Annotated in this window: 13 protein-coding genes; 4 read left to right on the top strand and 9 right to left on the bottom strand. The window is 65.0% G+C overall.

Features of this window, described 5'->3' with window-relative positions; genetic code table 11:
- Window positions 1–43: 43 nt before the first annotated feature.
- A complete protein-coding gene (locus QA635_RS21055) occupies window positions 44–415 on the bottom strand; it encodes a DUF2946 domain-containing protein (protein ID WP_283071450.1) in 372 nt (123 codons plus the stop codon).
- Between the two features lie 457 nt (window positions 416–872).
- Here QA635_RS21055 and QA635_RS21050 point away from each other — a divergent pair, with 457 nt between their 5' ends.
- The 4 genes from QA635_RS21050 (at window position 873) to QA635_RS21035 (ending at window position 5065) form a co-directional block, all read left to right on the top strand.
- Window positions 873–1298: a globin gene (locus QA635_RS21050; RefSeq protein WP_283071449.1), complete on the top strand. Its 426-nt coding sequence runs from the start codon at window positions 873–875 to the stop codon at window positions 1296–1298.
- A gap of 88 nt (window positions 1299–1386) precedes the next feature.
- The gene (locus QA635_RS21045; protein WP_057016480.1) at window positions 1387–2424 is read left to right on the top strand and encodes a sugar ABC transporter substrate-binding protein; all 1038 of its coding nucleotides are present in this window, start codon (window positions 1387–1389) and stop codon (window positions 2422–2424) included.
- 9 nt (window positions 2425–2433) lie between these two features.
- Entirely contained in the window at window positions 2434–3936 is a 1503-nt protein-coding gene (locus QA635_RS21040) for a sugar ABC transporter ATP-binding protein (protein ID WP_283071447.1), read from the top strand.
- Between the two features lie 94 nt (window positions 3937–4030).
- The gene (locus QA635_RS21035) at window positions 4031–5065 is read left to right on the top strand and encodes an ABC transporter permease (protein ID WP_038385101.1); all 1035 of its coding nucleotides are present in this window, start codon (window positions 4031–4033) and stop codon (window positions 5063–5065) included.
- 365 nt (window positions 5066–5430) lie between these two features.
- Here the strand turns inward: QA635_RS21035 and mtnK are convergent, their stop codons facing one another.
- The 8 genes from mtnK to nuoL form a co-directional block, all read right to left on the bottom strand.
- Entirely contained in the window at window positions 5431–6735 is a 1305-nt protein-coding gene (gene mtnK, locus QA635_RS21030; protein ID WP_283071445.1) for an S-methyl-5-thioribose kinase, read from the bottom strand.
- Window positions 6736–6897: 162 nt separating this feature from the next.
- Window positions 6898–7173 (bottom strand): DUF1467 family protein, encoded by a 276-nt coding sequence (locus tag QA635_RS21025; protein ID WP_283071443.1) that lies wholly within the window; start codon window positions 7171–7173, stop codon window positions 6898–6900.
- Between the two features lie 6 nt (window positions 7174–7179).
- Window positions 7180–7584: a methylmalonyl-CoA epimerase gene (gene mce / locus QA635_RS21020; RefSeq protein WP_024583489.1), complete on the bottom strand. Its 405-nt coding sequence runs from the start codon at window positions 7582–7584 to the stop codon at window positions 7180–7182.
- Window positions 7585–7655: 71 nt separating this feature from the next.
- A complete protein-coding gene (locus QA635_RS21015) occupies window positions 7656–9326 on the bottom strand; it encodes a ribonuclease J (RefSeq protein ID WP_283071440.1) in 1671 nt (556 codons plus the stop codon).
- Window positions 9326–10132 carry a biotin--[acetyl-CoA-carboxylase] ligase gene (locus tag QA635_RS21010; protein WP_283071738.1) on the bottom strand — a complete coding sequence of 269 codons (807 nt, stop codon included), beginning with the start codon at window positions 10130–10132 and terminating at the stop codon, window positions 9326–9328. The genes QA635_RS21015 and QA635_RS21010 overlap by 1 nt, the downstream gene beginning before the upstream one ends.
- A 61-nt stretch (window positions 10133–10193) precedes the next feature.
- Complete coding sequence (nuoN, locus tag QA635_RS21005; protein WP_283071438.1) at window positions 10194–11630, bottom strand: NADH-quinone oxidoreductase subunit NuoN; 1437 nt, start codon at window positions 11628–11630, stop codon at window positions 10194–10196.
- 10 nt (window positions 11631–11640) lie between these two features.
- On the bottom strand, window positions 11641–13155 hold the full coding sequence (locus QA635_RS21000; protein WP_283071437.1) for an NADH-quinone oxidoreductase subunit M: 1515 nt from the start codon (window positions 13153–13155) through the stop codon (window positions 11641–11643).
- Window positions 13156–15228: an NADH-quinone oxidoreductase subunit L gene (gene nuoL / locus QA635_RS20995; protein ID WP_283071436.1), complete on the bottom strand. Its 2073-nt coding sequence runs from the start codon at window positions 15226–15228 to the stop codon at window positions 13156–13158. It abuts the gene before it with no gap.
- Window positions 15229–15235: the final 7 nt, after the last annotated feature.

Genomic DNA, 15235 nt, shown 5'->3' with positions numbered 1-15235 from the left:
AGGGCACTTGCCGGCGCGGGACGCACCGGCAGCGACAAGGTCGTCAGGAAAACAACGGCGGCGCGCGGGCTTGCGCCGAGAGGCCGGCGCGCGAACGATCGAACTCGGAGGCGAAATCAAGCCAGGCGATCCGCCTCGGCAGGCGTTCGACGGCCTGGGCCGTAACTTGCGGGCCATCAACGGGCGCACCGGTCTGCAGCACGCTGCACGCCGAGCAGCAGCCGTCATGGGCGTCGTGACCGGTCTGGTCGCCCTGCCCGGCTCCGGAGCCGGCATCGCCGTGGCAGATGGTGGCGGCCGCGAGCGGATCGGACGCGGCAAGGCTCGCCGCCCAGCAGGCCCCGATCGGCGCAAGAATCTGCACCAGCAGGGCAACCAGGACGATGGGCAGAAAATTCTTCAGCCGCCGGCGCATCGCAAAACCATCCGGGACGGAACTAACCACCATGGACGCCGGAAGTCGAGATCGCCGACGCGTCCGGTTTCTTCCAGCCGACGGAAATAGCCGAGCGTGGCACTTGCATCACGGCAACTCCGAAATCAGTCGTATCCCCTTACCCTGCAACGTGTTTTGCATCTCCCGTCACAACCGGCAGTGGCGCCATCCCAATCATTTCGCAAATTGCTCGAAAATTGAACAATCGTTGCCGAAAATGATGACAAGCCTGGAAAGATAGTCTACCAATTCGGGCTCAGGCCAGCCGCGAGGTGTGTCCTGGTGGTCCAAGTCTCGGGAGGAGCCCGACGCGCACAAGCAGCGTCACCCCATCAATCAAGATCAAATCGAATTTTTGGGGCAAATAGGGTCGACACAATTTTTGGAGCAGGGCTTTGAGCCCTGCTCTTTTTTTATGTGATGATCGCAATCCGCTATGGCTCCATCATTGAATCCGATCGAACGCAGCTTTGAACTCGCAGCAGCGGCTTGCGATGATCTGACACCGTTCGTGTATCGCCGCCTGTTTCGCGAACATCCCGAGACGCAGGCGATGTTTCGCACCGAAGGCAGCGAGCCGGTGAAAGGCTCGATGCTACAGCTGACGATCGAAGCCATCCTCGATTTCGCCGGCGAGCGCCGCGGACATTTTCGCCTGATCGAATCGGAAGTGTTCTCGCACGACGCCTACGGCACGCCGCGCGAACTGTTCGTGGCATTCTTCGCGGTGATCGCCGATACGCTGCGCGACATTCTCGGCGAGCAATGGTCTGCGGAGATCGATGCTGCGTGGCACAAGCTGCTCGGCGACATCGAAGCCATCGTGCTGCAGCAGAAACATCTCGTGGACGAGAGGCCGTAGCGTCACCGTTCCGATTGTGACACACTCGCTTTATCCGCGGCGCGTGCAATAGACGCCGACGGTCAGAAAAACGAAGAGGGAGCAAGCAATGCCAGGGACCGACAAGGGGATGGACAAGGCGTCGACGACGCGGCGCGACCTTCTGCAGATGGCGGCGGCAGGTGGAGCTGCGGCCGGCCTGTTCGGCGGAATGGGCATGACGACGTCCGCGCTCGCCGCCGAAACGGGACGCTCGGAAAAGCCGTTGAAGGCGGCATTCTCCAACGCCGGACTGCAGGCGACATGGTGTGCGCAAGGCAAGCAGGCCGCCGAGTTCTGGGGCAAGCTGTTCAACGTCGAAGTGACCTGGTTCGACGGCCAGCTCGATGCCGTCAAGCAGCGCGCCGCAATCGACAACATGGCGTCGCAGAAATGGGACTTCGTGGCGATCCAGGCGTTCGGCATCGGCACGTTGACCCAGCCGGTGCAGAAGATGATCGACGCCGGCACCCCCGTGATCGACATGGACACGCTTATTGCTCCTCTCGATCAAATTAACGTCCACTCGTTCCTCGCGCCCGACAACGAGTTCATGGGAGCCTCGGTGACCCAGGCGCTGTGCAACGCGATCGGCGGCAAGGGCAAGGTCATCATGACCCAGGGCGCGCTCGGCCACACCGGCGCGCAGGGCCGCGCCAAGGGCTTCAACTCGGTCATCAAGCAGTTCCCGAACATCGAGGTGCTGGACACCCAGCCCGCCGACTGGGACGTCTCCAAGACCGCGCGGCTCTGGGAAACCTATCTGACCAAATACTCGCAGATCGACGCCGCCTTCTTCCACAATGACGACATGGCGCTCGCCGCCTACAACATCATGAAGGCGCGCAACCGCACCAACATCCTGATCGGCGGTGTCGACGCCATGCCGCCGGCGATTCAGGCGGTCAGCGAAGGCCGCATGTTCGCGACCGTCCGCAATCCGTCCTGCCGCATCCATGGCGGCGCGATCGTCGCGGGCGTCGCCGCCGTGGTCGGCGGCGAAAAGAGCGGCCAGGGCATTCCGAAGAATGTCGTGACCGACGGTCCCGTCGTGACCAAGGCCAACGCCGCCGGCATGCAATGGATGGAGGATCATTTCCTGATCTGAGCGGGCCTCATGACGCAGGGACGCTCGGCGATCCTCGAGTTGCACCAGATCACGAAGGCCTTCGGCGGTGTCGAAGCCCTTCGTGGGGTCGACTTCGCGCTGCACGCCGGCGAGATCCACGGCCTCGTCGGCGAGAACGGCGCCGGAAAAAGCACGCTGATGAAGATCATCGCCGGCGTGCATCCGGAGTTCTCCGGCCGCTTCATGCTGGACGGCAAGGAGACCCGCTTCCGCTCCACCCGCGACGCGCACGCCGCCGGCATCGGCATGGTGCATCAGGAGCTCAGCGTCGCGCCTGATCTCACGGTCGCCGAGAACGTGTTCCTCGGCAACCAGCCGACCAACCGCCTCGGCTTCGTGCAATGGCGGCGGATGGCGCGCGAGGCCGGCGAGCAGCTGGCCCGGTTTGGCATCGACGTCAACCCGATGACGCGGCTCGGCGATTTGCCGATCGGCCTGCAGCAGCTGATCGAGATCGCTCGCGTGCTGTTTTCCGGCGCACGCATCATCATCCTGGACGAGCCGACCTCCGCCCTCTCTCCGCCCGAGGTCGAACGCCTCTTTGCGACGCTGCACAGGCTGCGCGACGAAGGCACCAGCATCGTCTTCATCTCGCACTTCATCGAGGACATTTTGCGGGTCTCCGACGTGGTGACGGTGTTCCGCAACGGGCGGAAGATCGCGAAGACCGCGTCCGCGGACACCACCAAGGGCGCCCTGATCGAGGCCATGATCGGCCGCGGCGGCGAGGCGCTGGAACACAGCTACACCGATGACCTGATGCTCCCGCAACCGGGCGGAGGCGCGGCGGTGCTGAAGGTCGATCAGCTCTCGCTCCGCCGCAGCCTGCAGGACGTCTCGTTCGAGGCCCGCTCCGGCGAAGTGCTCGGCATCTACGGCTTCATGGGCTGCGGGCAGCTGGAGCTGTCGCGGATCCTGTTCGGCAAGCTGCGACCCGACGGCGGAACACTTGCGGTCGGCGGCGCAGCGAAGACGTTTCGCAGCACCGCGGCGGCGCGACGGGCCGGCGTTGCCCTGGTGCCGGAAAGCCGGCGCGCCATGCTGTTCCACCAGGAGCCGGTCTACAAGAACATCTCGATCAGCATCCTCGAACGGATCTCGGCGCTGCTGCTCAAGCCGGTGCGCGAGCGTGCGATCGCCCAGCGCCAGGTCGAGCAACTGCAGATCCGCCCGCCGGTGGTCGGCCTCGATCTCGGCATGCTTTCCGGCGGCAATCAGCAGAAGGTGGCGCTGGCAAAATGGCTCGCCTACCCGCCGCGCGTGCTGGTGCTGTGCGAGCCGACCCGCGGCATGGATGTCGGCGCCAAGAACGACGTGATCAACATCGTGCGCGATCTCCGCGCCAAGGGGTTGGCGATCATCGTGCTGTCGACCGAGCCGGAGACGGTGCTGTCGCTGGCCGACCGGATCCTGGTGCTGAAGCGCGGCGCGGTGGTGCGCGAATTCGCGGGCGAAGCGGTCAGCAAGGACCGGCTGCTGGAGGCGGCGTAGAGCATGATCCGGAAAAGTGCGAAGCGGTTTTCCGATGCTCAAACAAACAGAGAAAGCGCGATGACCACCTCATCGCGCTTGATGGAGAGACATGATGGCAAGCAGTGACGGCGCCACGGCGCGAGCGGATCACCAGCGGTCGCGCGGGCTGGCGCCCTTCCTGCGCTCGCAGATGCGCAACATTGCGCCGTTCCTGACGCTGATCTTCCTCAGCGCCTTCTTCGCGATCGCGAGCCCGTCGTTTGCCACCATCGACAATGTCGGCAACATCCTCACGCAAGTGTCGGTCACCGGCATCATCGCCGTCGGCCTCACCTTCGTGATCCTGTGCGCCGAGATCGACCTGTCGATCGCCAGCATCGCCAACGTCACCGGCATTGCGGTGGCGTACTTCACGCTGCAGGAATCCTACGTCAACATCGCCAATGTCCCGATGCCGGGCATCGTCGCGATCCTGCTGGCGCTGGCGCTGTGCGCGCTGCTCGGCCTCGTCAACGCGCTCGGGCTGACCATGATCGGCATCCCCTCCTTCATCATGACGCTCGCCATGATGCAGATCGCGGCCGGCGTCTCGGCGCTGCTGGTGCGCGGCCAGATCGCCTACAAGGTGCCGGACCTGATCACGACGCTCGGCTCCGGCTCGATCGGCGGCATCCCCTGGATCGTGATCGTCGCCGCGGTGATGCTGCTCGGCGGCCATCTGGTGCTGACCTACACGCGGTTCGGCCGCTACGTCTACATGGTCGGCGGCAACCGCGAGGCCGCGGAATTTGCCGGCCTCAACGTCAAGCTCATCCTCGGCAGCGTGATGGTGATCTCGGCAGTGTGCTCCGGGATCGGCGGCATGCTCGGCGTCGCCCATTTCGGCAGCGCGCAGCAGAACGAATTCGACACTTATCTCTTGGATTCGATCGCGGCCGTGGTGGTCGGCGGCACCAGCCTGTTCGGGGGCCGCGGCGGCATCGGCAACACCATCGTCGGCCTGTTCGTGCTCGGCGTGCTCAACAACGGCCTCGACCACGTCAATATCGACAGCTTCCTGAAGATCCTGATCCGCGGGTTGATCCTGCTCGCGGCGCTGATTATCAACGTGTACGCGCAGCGTCTGCGGGAACAGGCGGCGGATTAAGGATGAAGGAGCTGAGCACACAGCTCTCTCCATTCGTCGTCCCTGCGAAAGCAGGGACCCATACGCCGCGGCGGGTATTGTTGAAGGGACTCGTCATTCCAGCGTCGCTCAACAATGATCATTGGTGGTTATGGGTCCCGGCCTTCGCCGGGACGACGCCGAGTGTGTATCGCTTGTGAGTCAAACATCCGCATTCTCGCGACATGATTTGTCCGAGCTTGCTGTTCGTTCCGCCCTCGCGTTGAAGAGGGCGCAAGGAAAGCCGCGCTGCGTAGGACGAGTAGAGCGAAGCGAAACCCATCAACCCTTATCGCGCGGTCAGAATGATGGGTACCGCTTCGCTCCACCCATCCTACGCTTCCCCGCTACCTGGCAAAATCCGGCTGCCAGTGGCGCAGCTCGCGGGCGGCGTAGGTGACCGCGCCGATCGTCGTGTAGGACCGCGCCTCCAGCATCATGTTGCGGGCGAGCTTGAGGGCCCGCGCCTCGCAGATCGCGCGCTGCTTCTCGTCGGCGATCCACTCGAAGTCGATGTTGTGCGCGAGACCAAGGATGCGCCGGATGGTCTTGGCCGCGGCGAAGCCGACGGTGTCCTCGAACAGCCGCGCCATGTACGCCTGCCGCTCCGCCTCCAGCCGCGCGGCACCTGCCTCGCCCACGAACAGCGACACCGGATAGCCGTCGCCCTTCGCCTCGCTGCGCCACAGCGCGAGGAACTTGCGGGAAAACTCGCTCCAGACGCCTTCGATGGTCGCGAGCAGCCAGGCCTCGAACGAGGCCCGCTCACCCGGCGCGCGCTCATGGCCGGCGGAGGCCAGGTAGGCCATCAGGAGGTTGCCGATGACGGCGCCGATGTCGAAGCCCATCGGGCCGTAGAAGGCGAACTCGGGATCGATCACCCTGGTCTCGCTGTCTGTAACCATGATCGAGCCGGTATGCAGGTCGCCGTGCAGCAGCGCCTGCGGGCTCGCCATGAATTTCAGCTTGAGCCTGGAGATCGCGACATGCAGGTCGAGGTCCTCGCGGAACGCCGCGGCGGTTGCGTCGAGATAGGGCGCAGTCCAGCGGTTCTGCTCGGCGATGCGATAAGGATCAGTGAAGATCAGATCCTCGGTGATCTTGCACAGCGCGTGGTTGCCGGCGAAATCGGCGATCCCCTGCTTCTTCTCCGCGGCCGACAACGCAAGGTCGGACGTGAAGAACAGCGTCTGCGCCAGGAAGGTCGAGATATCCTCGACAAAGCGCGGGTACCGCGTGGCCTCGATCAGGCCCTTGCGCATGATGATGTGCGGCTCGAGCAGCTCCATCGCGGTGAGCGCGAGCGGCGCATCATGATGCAGCACGGCCGGAACGAGCATCGGCGCCAGCCGCGCCTGATGCACTAGCGCCATGTGCTCGTAATGCGCCCGCGACAGCGGCAGCGGCCAGCTCTCGCCGACGAGGCGCACATAGGGCAGCGCCTGCTTGACCGCGAGGCCGCCGCTTCCGCCCTTGACGATGAAGACGAGGTTGAGATTGCCGTCGCCGACCTCGCTGATCGACCAGTCCGCCGGCGCGCCGCCGAGCTGCGCGACAACGGCGGGCAGCCCCGCGAGATAATCCCGCAGATCGGCTTCCCGCAGGATTCGATATGCGCTCTGCCCGGAGCCCGGCTGGGACTGCAGGTTCATCGTGGTCGCCTCCTCCACATTGCCAGGGCGAGGTTGATCCCCACTCCATTGGCATCCGTTTCTAAAACAGCATCCCCATCGGTACGTAGCCCGGGTGAGCGAAGCGATACCCGGGAAAGTGATCCCGCATGTCGCTTCGCTCATGCGGGCTACTTCTGCGTATCAGAACGGCATCCCCATCAGTTTCGACAACCGCTCGATCGAGAGATAACCGGAATGATAGGCCCACATCGCGATCGCGAAGATCACTGCCGAGATCAGCGTGGTCCACAGCAGCTTGCGGCCCATCCGCGCCAGGATCGGCGCGCCGGGGTCGGTGCCGGGAGCGCCGACATTGTCCTCGTGCTGACTGCGTATGCCGAACGGCAGCGTCAGGAACAGCACGAGCCACCAAAGCACGAAGTAGATCGCTAGCCCTGTGGAGATCTGGTACGCCATATGGCCTCAGGCCTGTTCGATCTCGACCAGCGCGCCGGAAAAGTCCTTCGGGTGGAAGAACAGCACCGGCTTGCCATGCGCGCCGATCTTCGGCTGGCCGTCGCCCAGCACCCGCGCACCCTCGGCGATCATGCGGTCACGGGCCGCGATGATGTCGGGCACGTCGTAGCAGACATGGTGGATGCCGCCGTCGGCATTGCGCTCGACGAATTTCGCGATCGGCGAGGCATCGCCCAGCGGCTCGATGAACTCGATCTTGGTGTTCGGCAGCGTCACGAACACGGTGATGACGCCATGTTCCGGCAGCGGCACCGCATCGGAAATCTCGGCATTGAAGGCGGTGCCGTAGATCTTCGCGGCCTGCTTGGCGTCCTTGACCGCGATCGCGACGTGATTGAGCCGGCCCAGCATCTCTCTCTCCCTTCAGTTGAGCATGATCTTTTCGGAAAACCGCTTCGCACTTTTCCGGATCATGCTTAGGCTCAAACCGTCAGAACGTGCACGACGCAGATCGGCTTCTTGCCCCATTGCTCGTTCAGCGCCGCTCGCACCGCGCGCCGCACCGATTCCCCCAGCGCGTCCGGATCGCGCCGCCGCGGCTTCGGCAGGCCCTCGATCGTCGATACCACCACATCGAACACGATGTCGTCGAGCAGTTCGCCCGCCGCATTGTTCTCCGGCATGCCGACCAGATCAACCTCGGGATCGTCGACGAGCTCACCCTGCTCGGTCATGGCGATGGCGACAAAGGCGCAGCCGGCAAAGCCCATCCGCCGCCGCTCCACCACGGCGCGCGACTTGGCGTCCTCCAGAATGGTTCCGTCCTTGTAGAGCCGGCCCGCCGGCACCTCGCCGATGATGCCGGGCTCGCCGGGCCCGAGCTTGACGAGGTCGCCGTTGCGGCAGGTCAAGACCTTGGGCACGCCGGCGGCGCGCGCCAGCTTGGCGTGTTCGGCCAGATGCAGCGCCTCGCCATGGACGGGGATCAAGAGCTGCGGCCGCACCCAGGAGATCATGTCGCGCAGCTCGTCGCGGCGCGGATGGCCGGAGACGTGCACCAGATGCTCGCGGTCGGTGATGATCTCGACGCCCTGCATGACGAGGTTGTTGATGATCGAGCCGACCGCCTTCTCGTTGCCGGGAATGGTGCGGGAGGAGAAGATCACGGTGTCGCCCTTGTTCAGGGTGACCTGCGGATGGTCGTCATTGGCGATCCGCGCCAGCGCCGCGCGCGGCTCGCCCTGGCTGCCGGTGCACAGCGCCAGCACCTTGTCGGCCGGGAAATGGCCGTAGTAGTCGGCGCTGCGGAATTTATGCGAGCTGTCGAGATAGCCGCATTCGCGCGCCACCTGCACCACGCGCTCCATGGCGCGGCCGACCACGACCACCTCGCGGTCGGCGGCGTTGGCGGCGTCCGCCACCGCCCGCACCCGGGCGACATTGGAGGCGAAGGTCGTCACCGCGACCCGGCCCTTGGCCGCCTTGACCAGCTTCTTGATGGTGGCGGCGACCTCGGTCTCCGACGGCGAGCGCCCGTCGCGCACCGCATTGGTGGAGTCGCCGACCAGCGCCAGCACGCCTTCATCGCCGAGCTCGCGCAGCCGCCGCTCGTCGGTCGGCTGGCCGATGATCGGGGTCGGATCGATCTTCCAATCGCCGGTGTGCAGCACGGTGCCGACATCGGTCTTGATCGCCAGCGCGTGCGATTCCGGAATCGAATGCGCGACCGGGATGAACTCGACATTGAACGGACCGATATCGACCCGCCCGCCCGACGGGATCACCGTGACCGGGATTTTTGGCGGGTTGCGCTCGGCGGCGCATTTGGCCTCGAACAGCGCCGCGCTGAATTGCGTCGCGTAGATCTTGCAGCCGAGCTTCGGCCAGAGATCGATGATGGCGCCGAAATGATCCTCATGGGCGTGCGTCAGCACGAGGCCCACCAGATTGTCGCGCTCCTTCTCGAGGAAGCGGACGTCGGGCATGATCAGGTCGATGCCCGGCAGATGCTCCTCATCGCCGAAGGAGACGCCGAGATCGACCGCGAGGAAGGACCGCTGGTGGCGGTTGCCGAGGCCGTAAATCGACAGGTTCATGCCGATCTCGCCGACGCCGCCGAGCGGCGCAAAGGTGAGCTCGTCCGGACGCGCCATCAGTTCGCCCTCACCGAGGCTGCGGAGCCGAAATAGACCTCGCCCGCCGTCACGGGCAGGCGCTCGCCATCAGCGGTGCGGACGATCAGGCAGCCGGTATCATCGATGGTGTCGAACGTGCCCTCAAGGGTCGCCGAGCCGGTCTGGACCGCGACCTTCTCACCGAGCCCGGCCGCGCGCTCCAGCCACAGCCTGCGGATCTCGGGGAAGCCGCGGCCGTCGTCCCAGATGCCGCGAAACTCGACCCAGGCGTCCGACAGCGCGGCAAACAGCTCCTCCGCCCCGATCTGGATGCCGAGCCCCGCGAGCGATACGGCCGGCGTCGGCGTCCCCTCGGGTGCTGCGACGACATTGGTGCCGATGCCGACCACGACCGCCAGCCGGCTCCCGATGGCCTCGGCCTCCAGCAGGATGCCCGAGAGCTTCTTGCCGTTGGCCAGCACGTCGTTCGGCCATTTCAGGGTGAACTTCGGGCTGTCCGGCCCGAGCCGCAGCGCCGCCTCGATGCTGACCTTCCGCAGCGCGGCTTCGAGCGACAGCCCGGCGGCAAAGCCGAGGGTGGCGGCGACTGCCGGCTGGACGTCCGTCACCTCGAGGATCGTGCTGGCGAGATTGCCGCGCGGCGCGACCCAGACCCGCTGCCGCCGCCCGCGGCCCGCGGTCTGTTCCGGCGTCACGAACCACATCGGCCCCTGCTCGCCGTCGCGGGCGCGCAGCATCGCCTCGGCATTGGTCGAGCCGATCTGATCGAAGGCGGCGAGCCGGTAGCCCGCCGCTATGGCCCGGGGCCCGAGCGTGAAGGTCATGTCAGCGTTATGCGCATGATTGGTTCCGAAAGCCAGCATCCCGATTTCGGAACCGCACGCGTCAAAATAGTGATTTGGCCGCCGCCGTGGCCACACTCACCAGCGGGCCCGGATAGGCGAAGTAGAAGATATTGAAGATGCCGGCGACCGCCAGCACGGTGCGCAGCTCGACGCGGACCGGGTCGAGCTTGCCGAGCGGCTGGTCGAAATACATCACCTTGACGATCGACAGATAGTAGAACGCGCCCACCACGCTGGTCAGCACGCCGATCACGGCGAGCGTGAACAGATTGGCCTTGATCGCGGCGACGAACACGTACCACTTGCCGAAGAACCCGGCGAGCGGCGGCACGCCGGCCAGCGAGAACAGCAGCATCGCGAAGATGAAGGCGAGCAGCGGGTTGGTGCGGGACAGGCCGGCGAAATCGCTGATCTGCTCCAGCGCTTGGCCGTTGCGCTTCATCGCCAGGATGATGCTGAAGGAACCGAGTGTCATCGCGACGTAGATCGTGATGTAGATCAGGACGCCCTGGGCGCCCTCGACCGTGCCGGAGGCGAGGCCGACCAGCGCAAAGCCCATATGGCCGATCGAGGAATAGGCCATCAGCCGCTTGATGTTGCTCTGGCCGATCGCCGCGAATGAGCCCAGCGCCATCGAGGCGATCGCCACGAACACCAGGATCTGCTGCCACTGGGTGACGATGCCCGGGAACGCGGTCAGCGTCGCGCGGGTGAACACCGCGAGCGCCGCGACCTTCGGGGCGGAGGCGAAGAACGCCGTCACCGGCGTCGGCGCGCCCTCATAGACGTCGGGCGTCCACATGTGGAACGGCACCGCCGACACCTTGAAGCAGAGACCGGCGAGCAGGAACACCAGGCCGAACACGATACCAATGCTGCCGGTGGTTGCCGCCGCGGCGATGCCGGCGAAGCTGACGGTGCCGGTGAAGCCGTAGATCAGCGAGGCGCCGTAGAGCAGCATGCCCGACGACAGCGCCCCGAGCACGAAATACTTCAGGCCCGCCTCGCTCGACTTGGCGTTGTCGCGCTGGCTGGCGGCGACGACGTAGAGCGCAAGGCTCATCAGCTCGAGGCCGAGATAGAGCGAGATCAGGTCGCCGGCCGAGATCAGCACCATCATGCCGAGCGTCGACAGCAGCACCAGGATCGAGAACTCGAAGTTGCGGCTCGACGGCTGTGACAGGTACTCCGTCGACAGGATCAGGGTTGCCGCCGAGGCGATCAGCGCGAGGACCTTCAGGAAGCGCGCGAAATCATCGACGATGAAGCTGCCGCCGAAGGTCACGAGCTTGCCGGCCGGCAACCAGAGCTCCAGCACGCCGGTCAGCACCAGGAGACAGATCGCCAGCGCCGTGACGAGCCGCGTCGTCCCCTGCCCGCGATAGGCTCCGATCATCAACAGCACCATGGCGCCGACCGCGAGCACCAGCTCCGGCAGCACCGGCTGCAACTGATAACCTGCACTGGAAAAGCTCATGACGGCGGCCTTATTGCGTAACCAGCGCGGCTGCCTTCACGGCAGTCACGGCGGTCTGGTAATTATTGACGAGCTGCTGCACCGAGGCCGCCGACATGTCGAGCACCGGCTTCGGATAGACGCCGAACAGGATGGTCAGTGCGATCAGCGGGAACAGCGTCACGCATTCGCGGAAGGTGAGATCCTTGATCGACATCAGCGACGGCTTGACCAGCGCCCCGAACACCACCTTGCGGTAGAGCCAGAGCGCGTAGCAGGCCGACAGGATCACGCCGGTGGTGGCGAAGAACGCCGTCGGCAGCGAGATCTTGAAGGTGCCGAGCAGCGTCATGAACTCGCCGACGAAGCCGCTGGTGCCCGGCAGACCGACATTGGCCATGGTGAAGACCATGAAGGTCAGCGCGTAGAGCGGCATCCGGTTGACGAGACCGCCATAGGCCGCGATCTCGCGGGTGTGCATGCGGTCGTAGACCACGCCGACGCAGAGGAACAGCGCGCCGGAGACGATGCCGTGCGAGACCATCTGGAACATGCCGCCGGCGACGCCCTGCGTCGTCACCGCGAAGATGCCCATGGTGACGAAGCCCATATGCGCGACGGACGAATATGCGATCAGCTTCTTCATGTCCTCCTGCATCATCGCCACCAGCGAGGTGTAGATGATGGCGATGACGGACAGCGTGAACACGAACGGCGCGAAGTCGTGCGAGGCCAGCGGGAACATCGGCAGCGAGAAGCGCAGGAAGCCGTAGCCGCCCATCTTCAGCAGGATCGCGGCCAGGATCACCGAGCCCGCCGTCGGCGCCTCGACGTGCGCGTCGGGCAGCCAGGTGTGCACCGGCCACATCGGCATCTTCACCGCGAACGAGGCGAAGAACGCCAGCCACGCCCAGGTCTGCATCGACCGCGGCACCGCGGTGTGCATCAGGGTCGGGATGTCGGTGGTGCCGGCGTTCCAGTACAGCGCCATGATGGCGAGCAGCATCAGGACCGAGCCGAGGAAGGTGTAGAGGAAGAACTTGAACGACGCATAGACCCGGCGCGGGCCGCCCCAGACGCCGATGATCAGGAACATCGGGATCAGGCCGCCCTCGAAGAACAAATAGAACAGCACGAGGTCGAGCGCCGAGAAGGTGCCGACCATCAGCGTTTCCAGGATCAGGAACGCCATCATGTATTCGCCGACGCGCTGCGTCACCGACTTCCAGCTCGCGATGATGCAGAGCGGCATGATCGCGGTGGTCAGGATGATCAGCGGCAGCGAGATGCCGTCGACGCCCATGTGATAGGTGATGCCGGTGGCGAGCCAGGACGCCTTCTCGACGAACTGGAAGTCGGTCGAGGCCGGATCGAAGCGCGCCACCAGGATCAGCGAGATCGCGAAGGTGATCAGCGTGGTCCACAGCGCGATCCAGCGCGCCGTGCGGCTCGCGGTCTCGTCACCGCCCCGCGCCAGCAGATAGACCAGGATCGCACCGACCGCCGGCAGGAAGGTCGTGACCGAAAGGATGGGCCAGGTTGTCATTTACTGGCCTCCCAAGCCGAACATGAACCAGGTGATCAATCCAGCGGCCCCGATCAGCATCGCGAATGCGTAGTGATAGAGGTAGCCGGTCTGCAATTTCACGACGTTGCGGGTGACGTCGAGCACGCGGGCGGAGACGCCATCGGGACCGAAGCCGTCGATGATGAAGCCGTCGCCCTTCTTCCACAGCGTGTAGCCGAGCCACTTCGCCGGGCGCACGAAGATCCAGTCGTACAGCTCGTCGAAGTACCATTTGTTGAGCAGGAACTGGTACAGCATCGGCTGCTGCTGCGCGAGCTCGACCGGTAGGTACGGCCTGCGGATGTAGAACAGATACGAGATGAACAGGCCGAGCGCCATCATCACGGTGGGCAGCGGCGCAAGCCAGCCCGGCATGTGCTCCATGTCCTCGAGGATGTGCGGGTTCATCTTCACGGATTCGCGGAAGAACTCTTCCACGCCGTGCGGATTGACGAACAGCTCCTTGAACGGCAGGCCGGCCAGGATCGAGCCGGCGGCGAGCACGCCGATCGGCACCAGCATCCACACCGGGCTCTCATGCGCCGCGTCGTAGTGCTTCTGGTCGTGCGGCTCGCCGAAGAACGTCTTGAAGATCAGGCGCCAGGAGTAGAACGAGGTCAGGCCGGCGGCCACGATGGTCAAGAGATAGGCGTAGGTCGCGAACGGGTTATGCGCCGCATAGGCCGCCTCGATGATTGCGTCCTTGGAGAAGTAGCCGGCGAACAGCGGGAAGCCGGTCAGCGCCAGGGTGCCGATGCACATCACCGCGAAGGTGTACGGGATCTTGCGCCACAGCCCGCCCATGTTGCGGATGTCCTGCTCGTGATGCATCGCGTAGATCACCGAGCCGGAGCCCAGGAACAGCAGCGCCTTGAAGAAGGCGTGCGTGAACAGGTGGAACATGCCGACCGAATAGGCCCCCGCTCCCATCGCCACGAACATGTAGCCGAGCTGCGAGCAGGTCGAATACGCGACGATGCGCTTGATGTCATTCTGCACGAGGCCGATCGTGGCGGCGAAGAACGCCGTGGTCGCGCCGAAGAACATCACCACCGCCTGCGCGGTCGGCGACAGCTCGAACAGCGGCGACAGCCGCGCCACCATGAACACGCCGGCGGTGACCATGGTCGCGGCATGGATCAGTGCCGACACCGGGGTCGGACCTTCCATCGCGTCCGGCAACCAGGTGTGCAGCAGGAACTGGGCCGACTTGCCCATCGCGCCCATGAACAGCAACAGGCAGGTCAAGGTCAGCGCGTCGGCCTGCCAGCCGAAGAAGTTGATGGTCTTGCCGGTCAGACCGGGCGCGGCATGGAAGATGGTCTCGAAATCGGTCGAGCCGACCAGTGCGAAGATCGCGAAGATGCCGAGCGCGAAGCCGAAGTCGCCGACGCGGTTGACCACGAAGGCCTTGATCGCCGCGGCGTTGGCCGACGGCTTCTGATACCAGAAGCCGATCAGGAGGTAGCTCGCGAGGCCGACGCCCTCCCAGCCGAAGAACAGCTGCACCAGGTTGTCTGACGTCACCAGCATCAGCATCGCGAAGGTGAACAAGCTGAGATAGCCGAAGAAGCGCGGCCGGTTCGGATCCTCGTCCATGTAGCCGATGGAGTAGAGGTGGACGAGCGCCGACACCGTGTTGACCACGACCAGCATCACCGCGGTCAGGGTGTCGACCCGCAGCGTCCAGGCCACCTGCAGGTCGCCCGAGTTGATCCAGGGCAGCAGCACGACGCGCGCGTCATGGTGCATGAAGCCGACATCGACCAGCGTGAACCAGGACAGCGCCGCCGACACGAACAAGAGGCCCGTGGTGATCAGCTCGGCAAGGCGCGAGCCGGCGGCCGCCGGCTCGGAGACATGGTGATCGTCATGGCCATGGTCGTCATGACCGTGATCGTCATGGGCGGCGGAGGCATGGGCGTCGCCATGCGCATCGTCGTGATGGTCGACGGTATCGCCGCTCGGGCAGCGCGCGTGGGCACCGACCAGCGAGATAATGCCTGCGAGGATGGCGCCCAGCAGAGGCAGGAATACGATTGCCTGAACCATAACTGCG

It is taken from the genome of Bradyrhizobium brasilense (assembly GCF_029714345.1).
Taxonomy (GTDB): Bacteria; Pseudomonadota; Alphaproteobacteria; order Rhizobiales; family Xanthobacteraceae; genus Bradyrhizobium; species Bradyrhizobium australafricanum.
The sequence above is the reverse complement of the archived record's forward strand: the minus strand, read 5'-3'. Positions and strand labels throughout refer to the sequence as shown.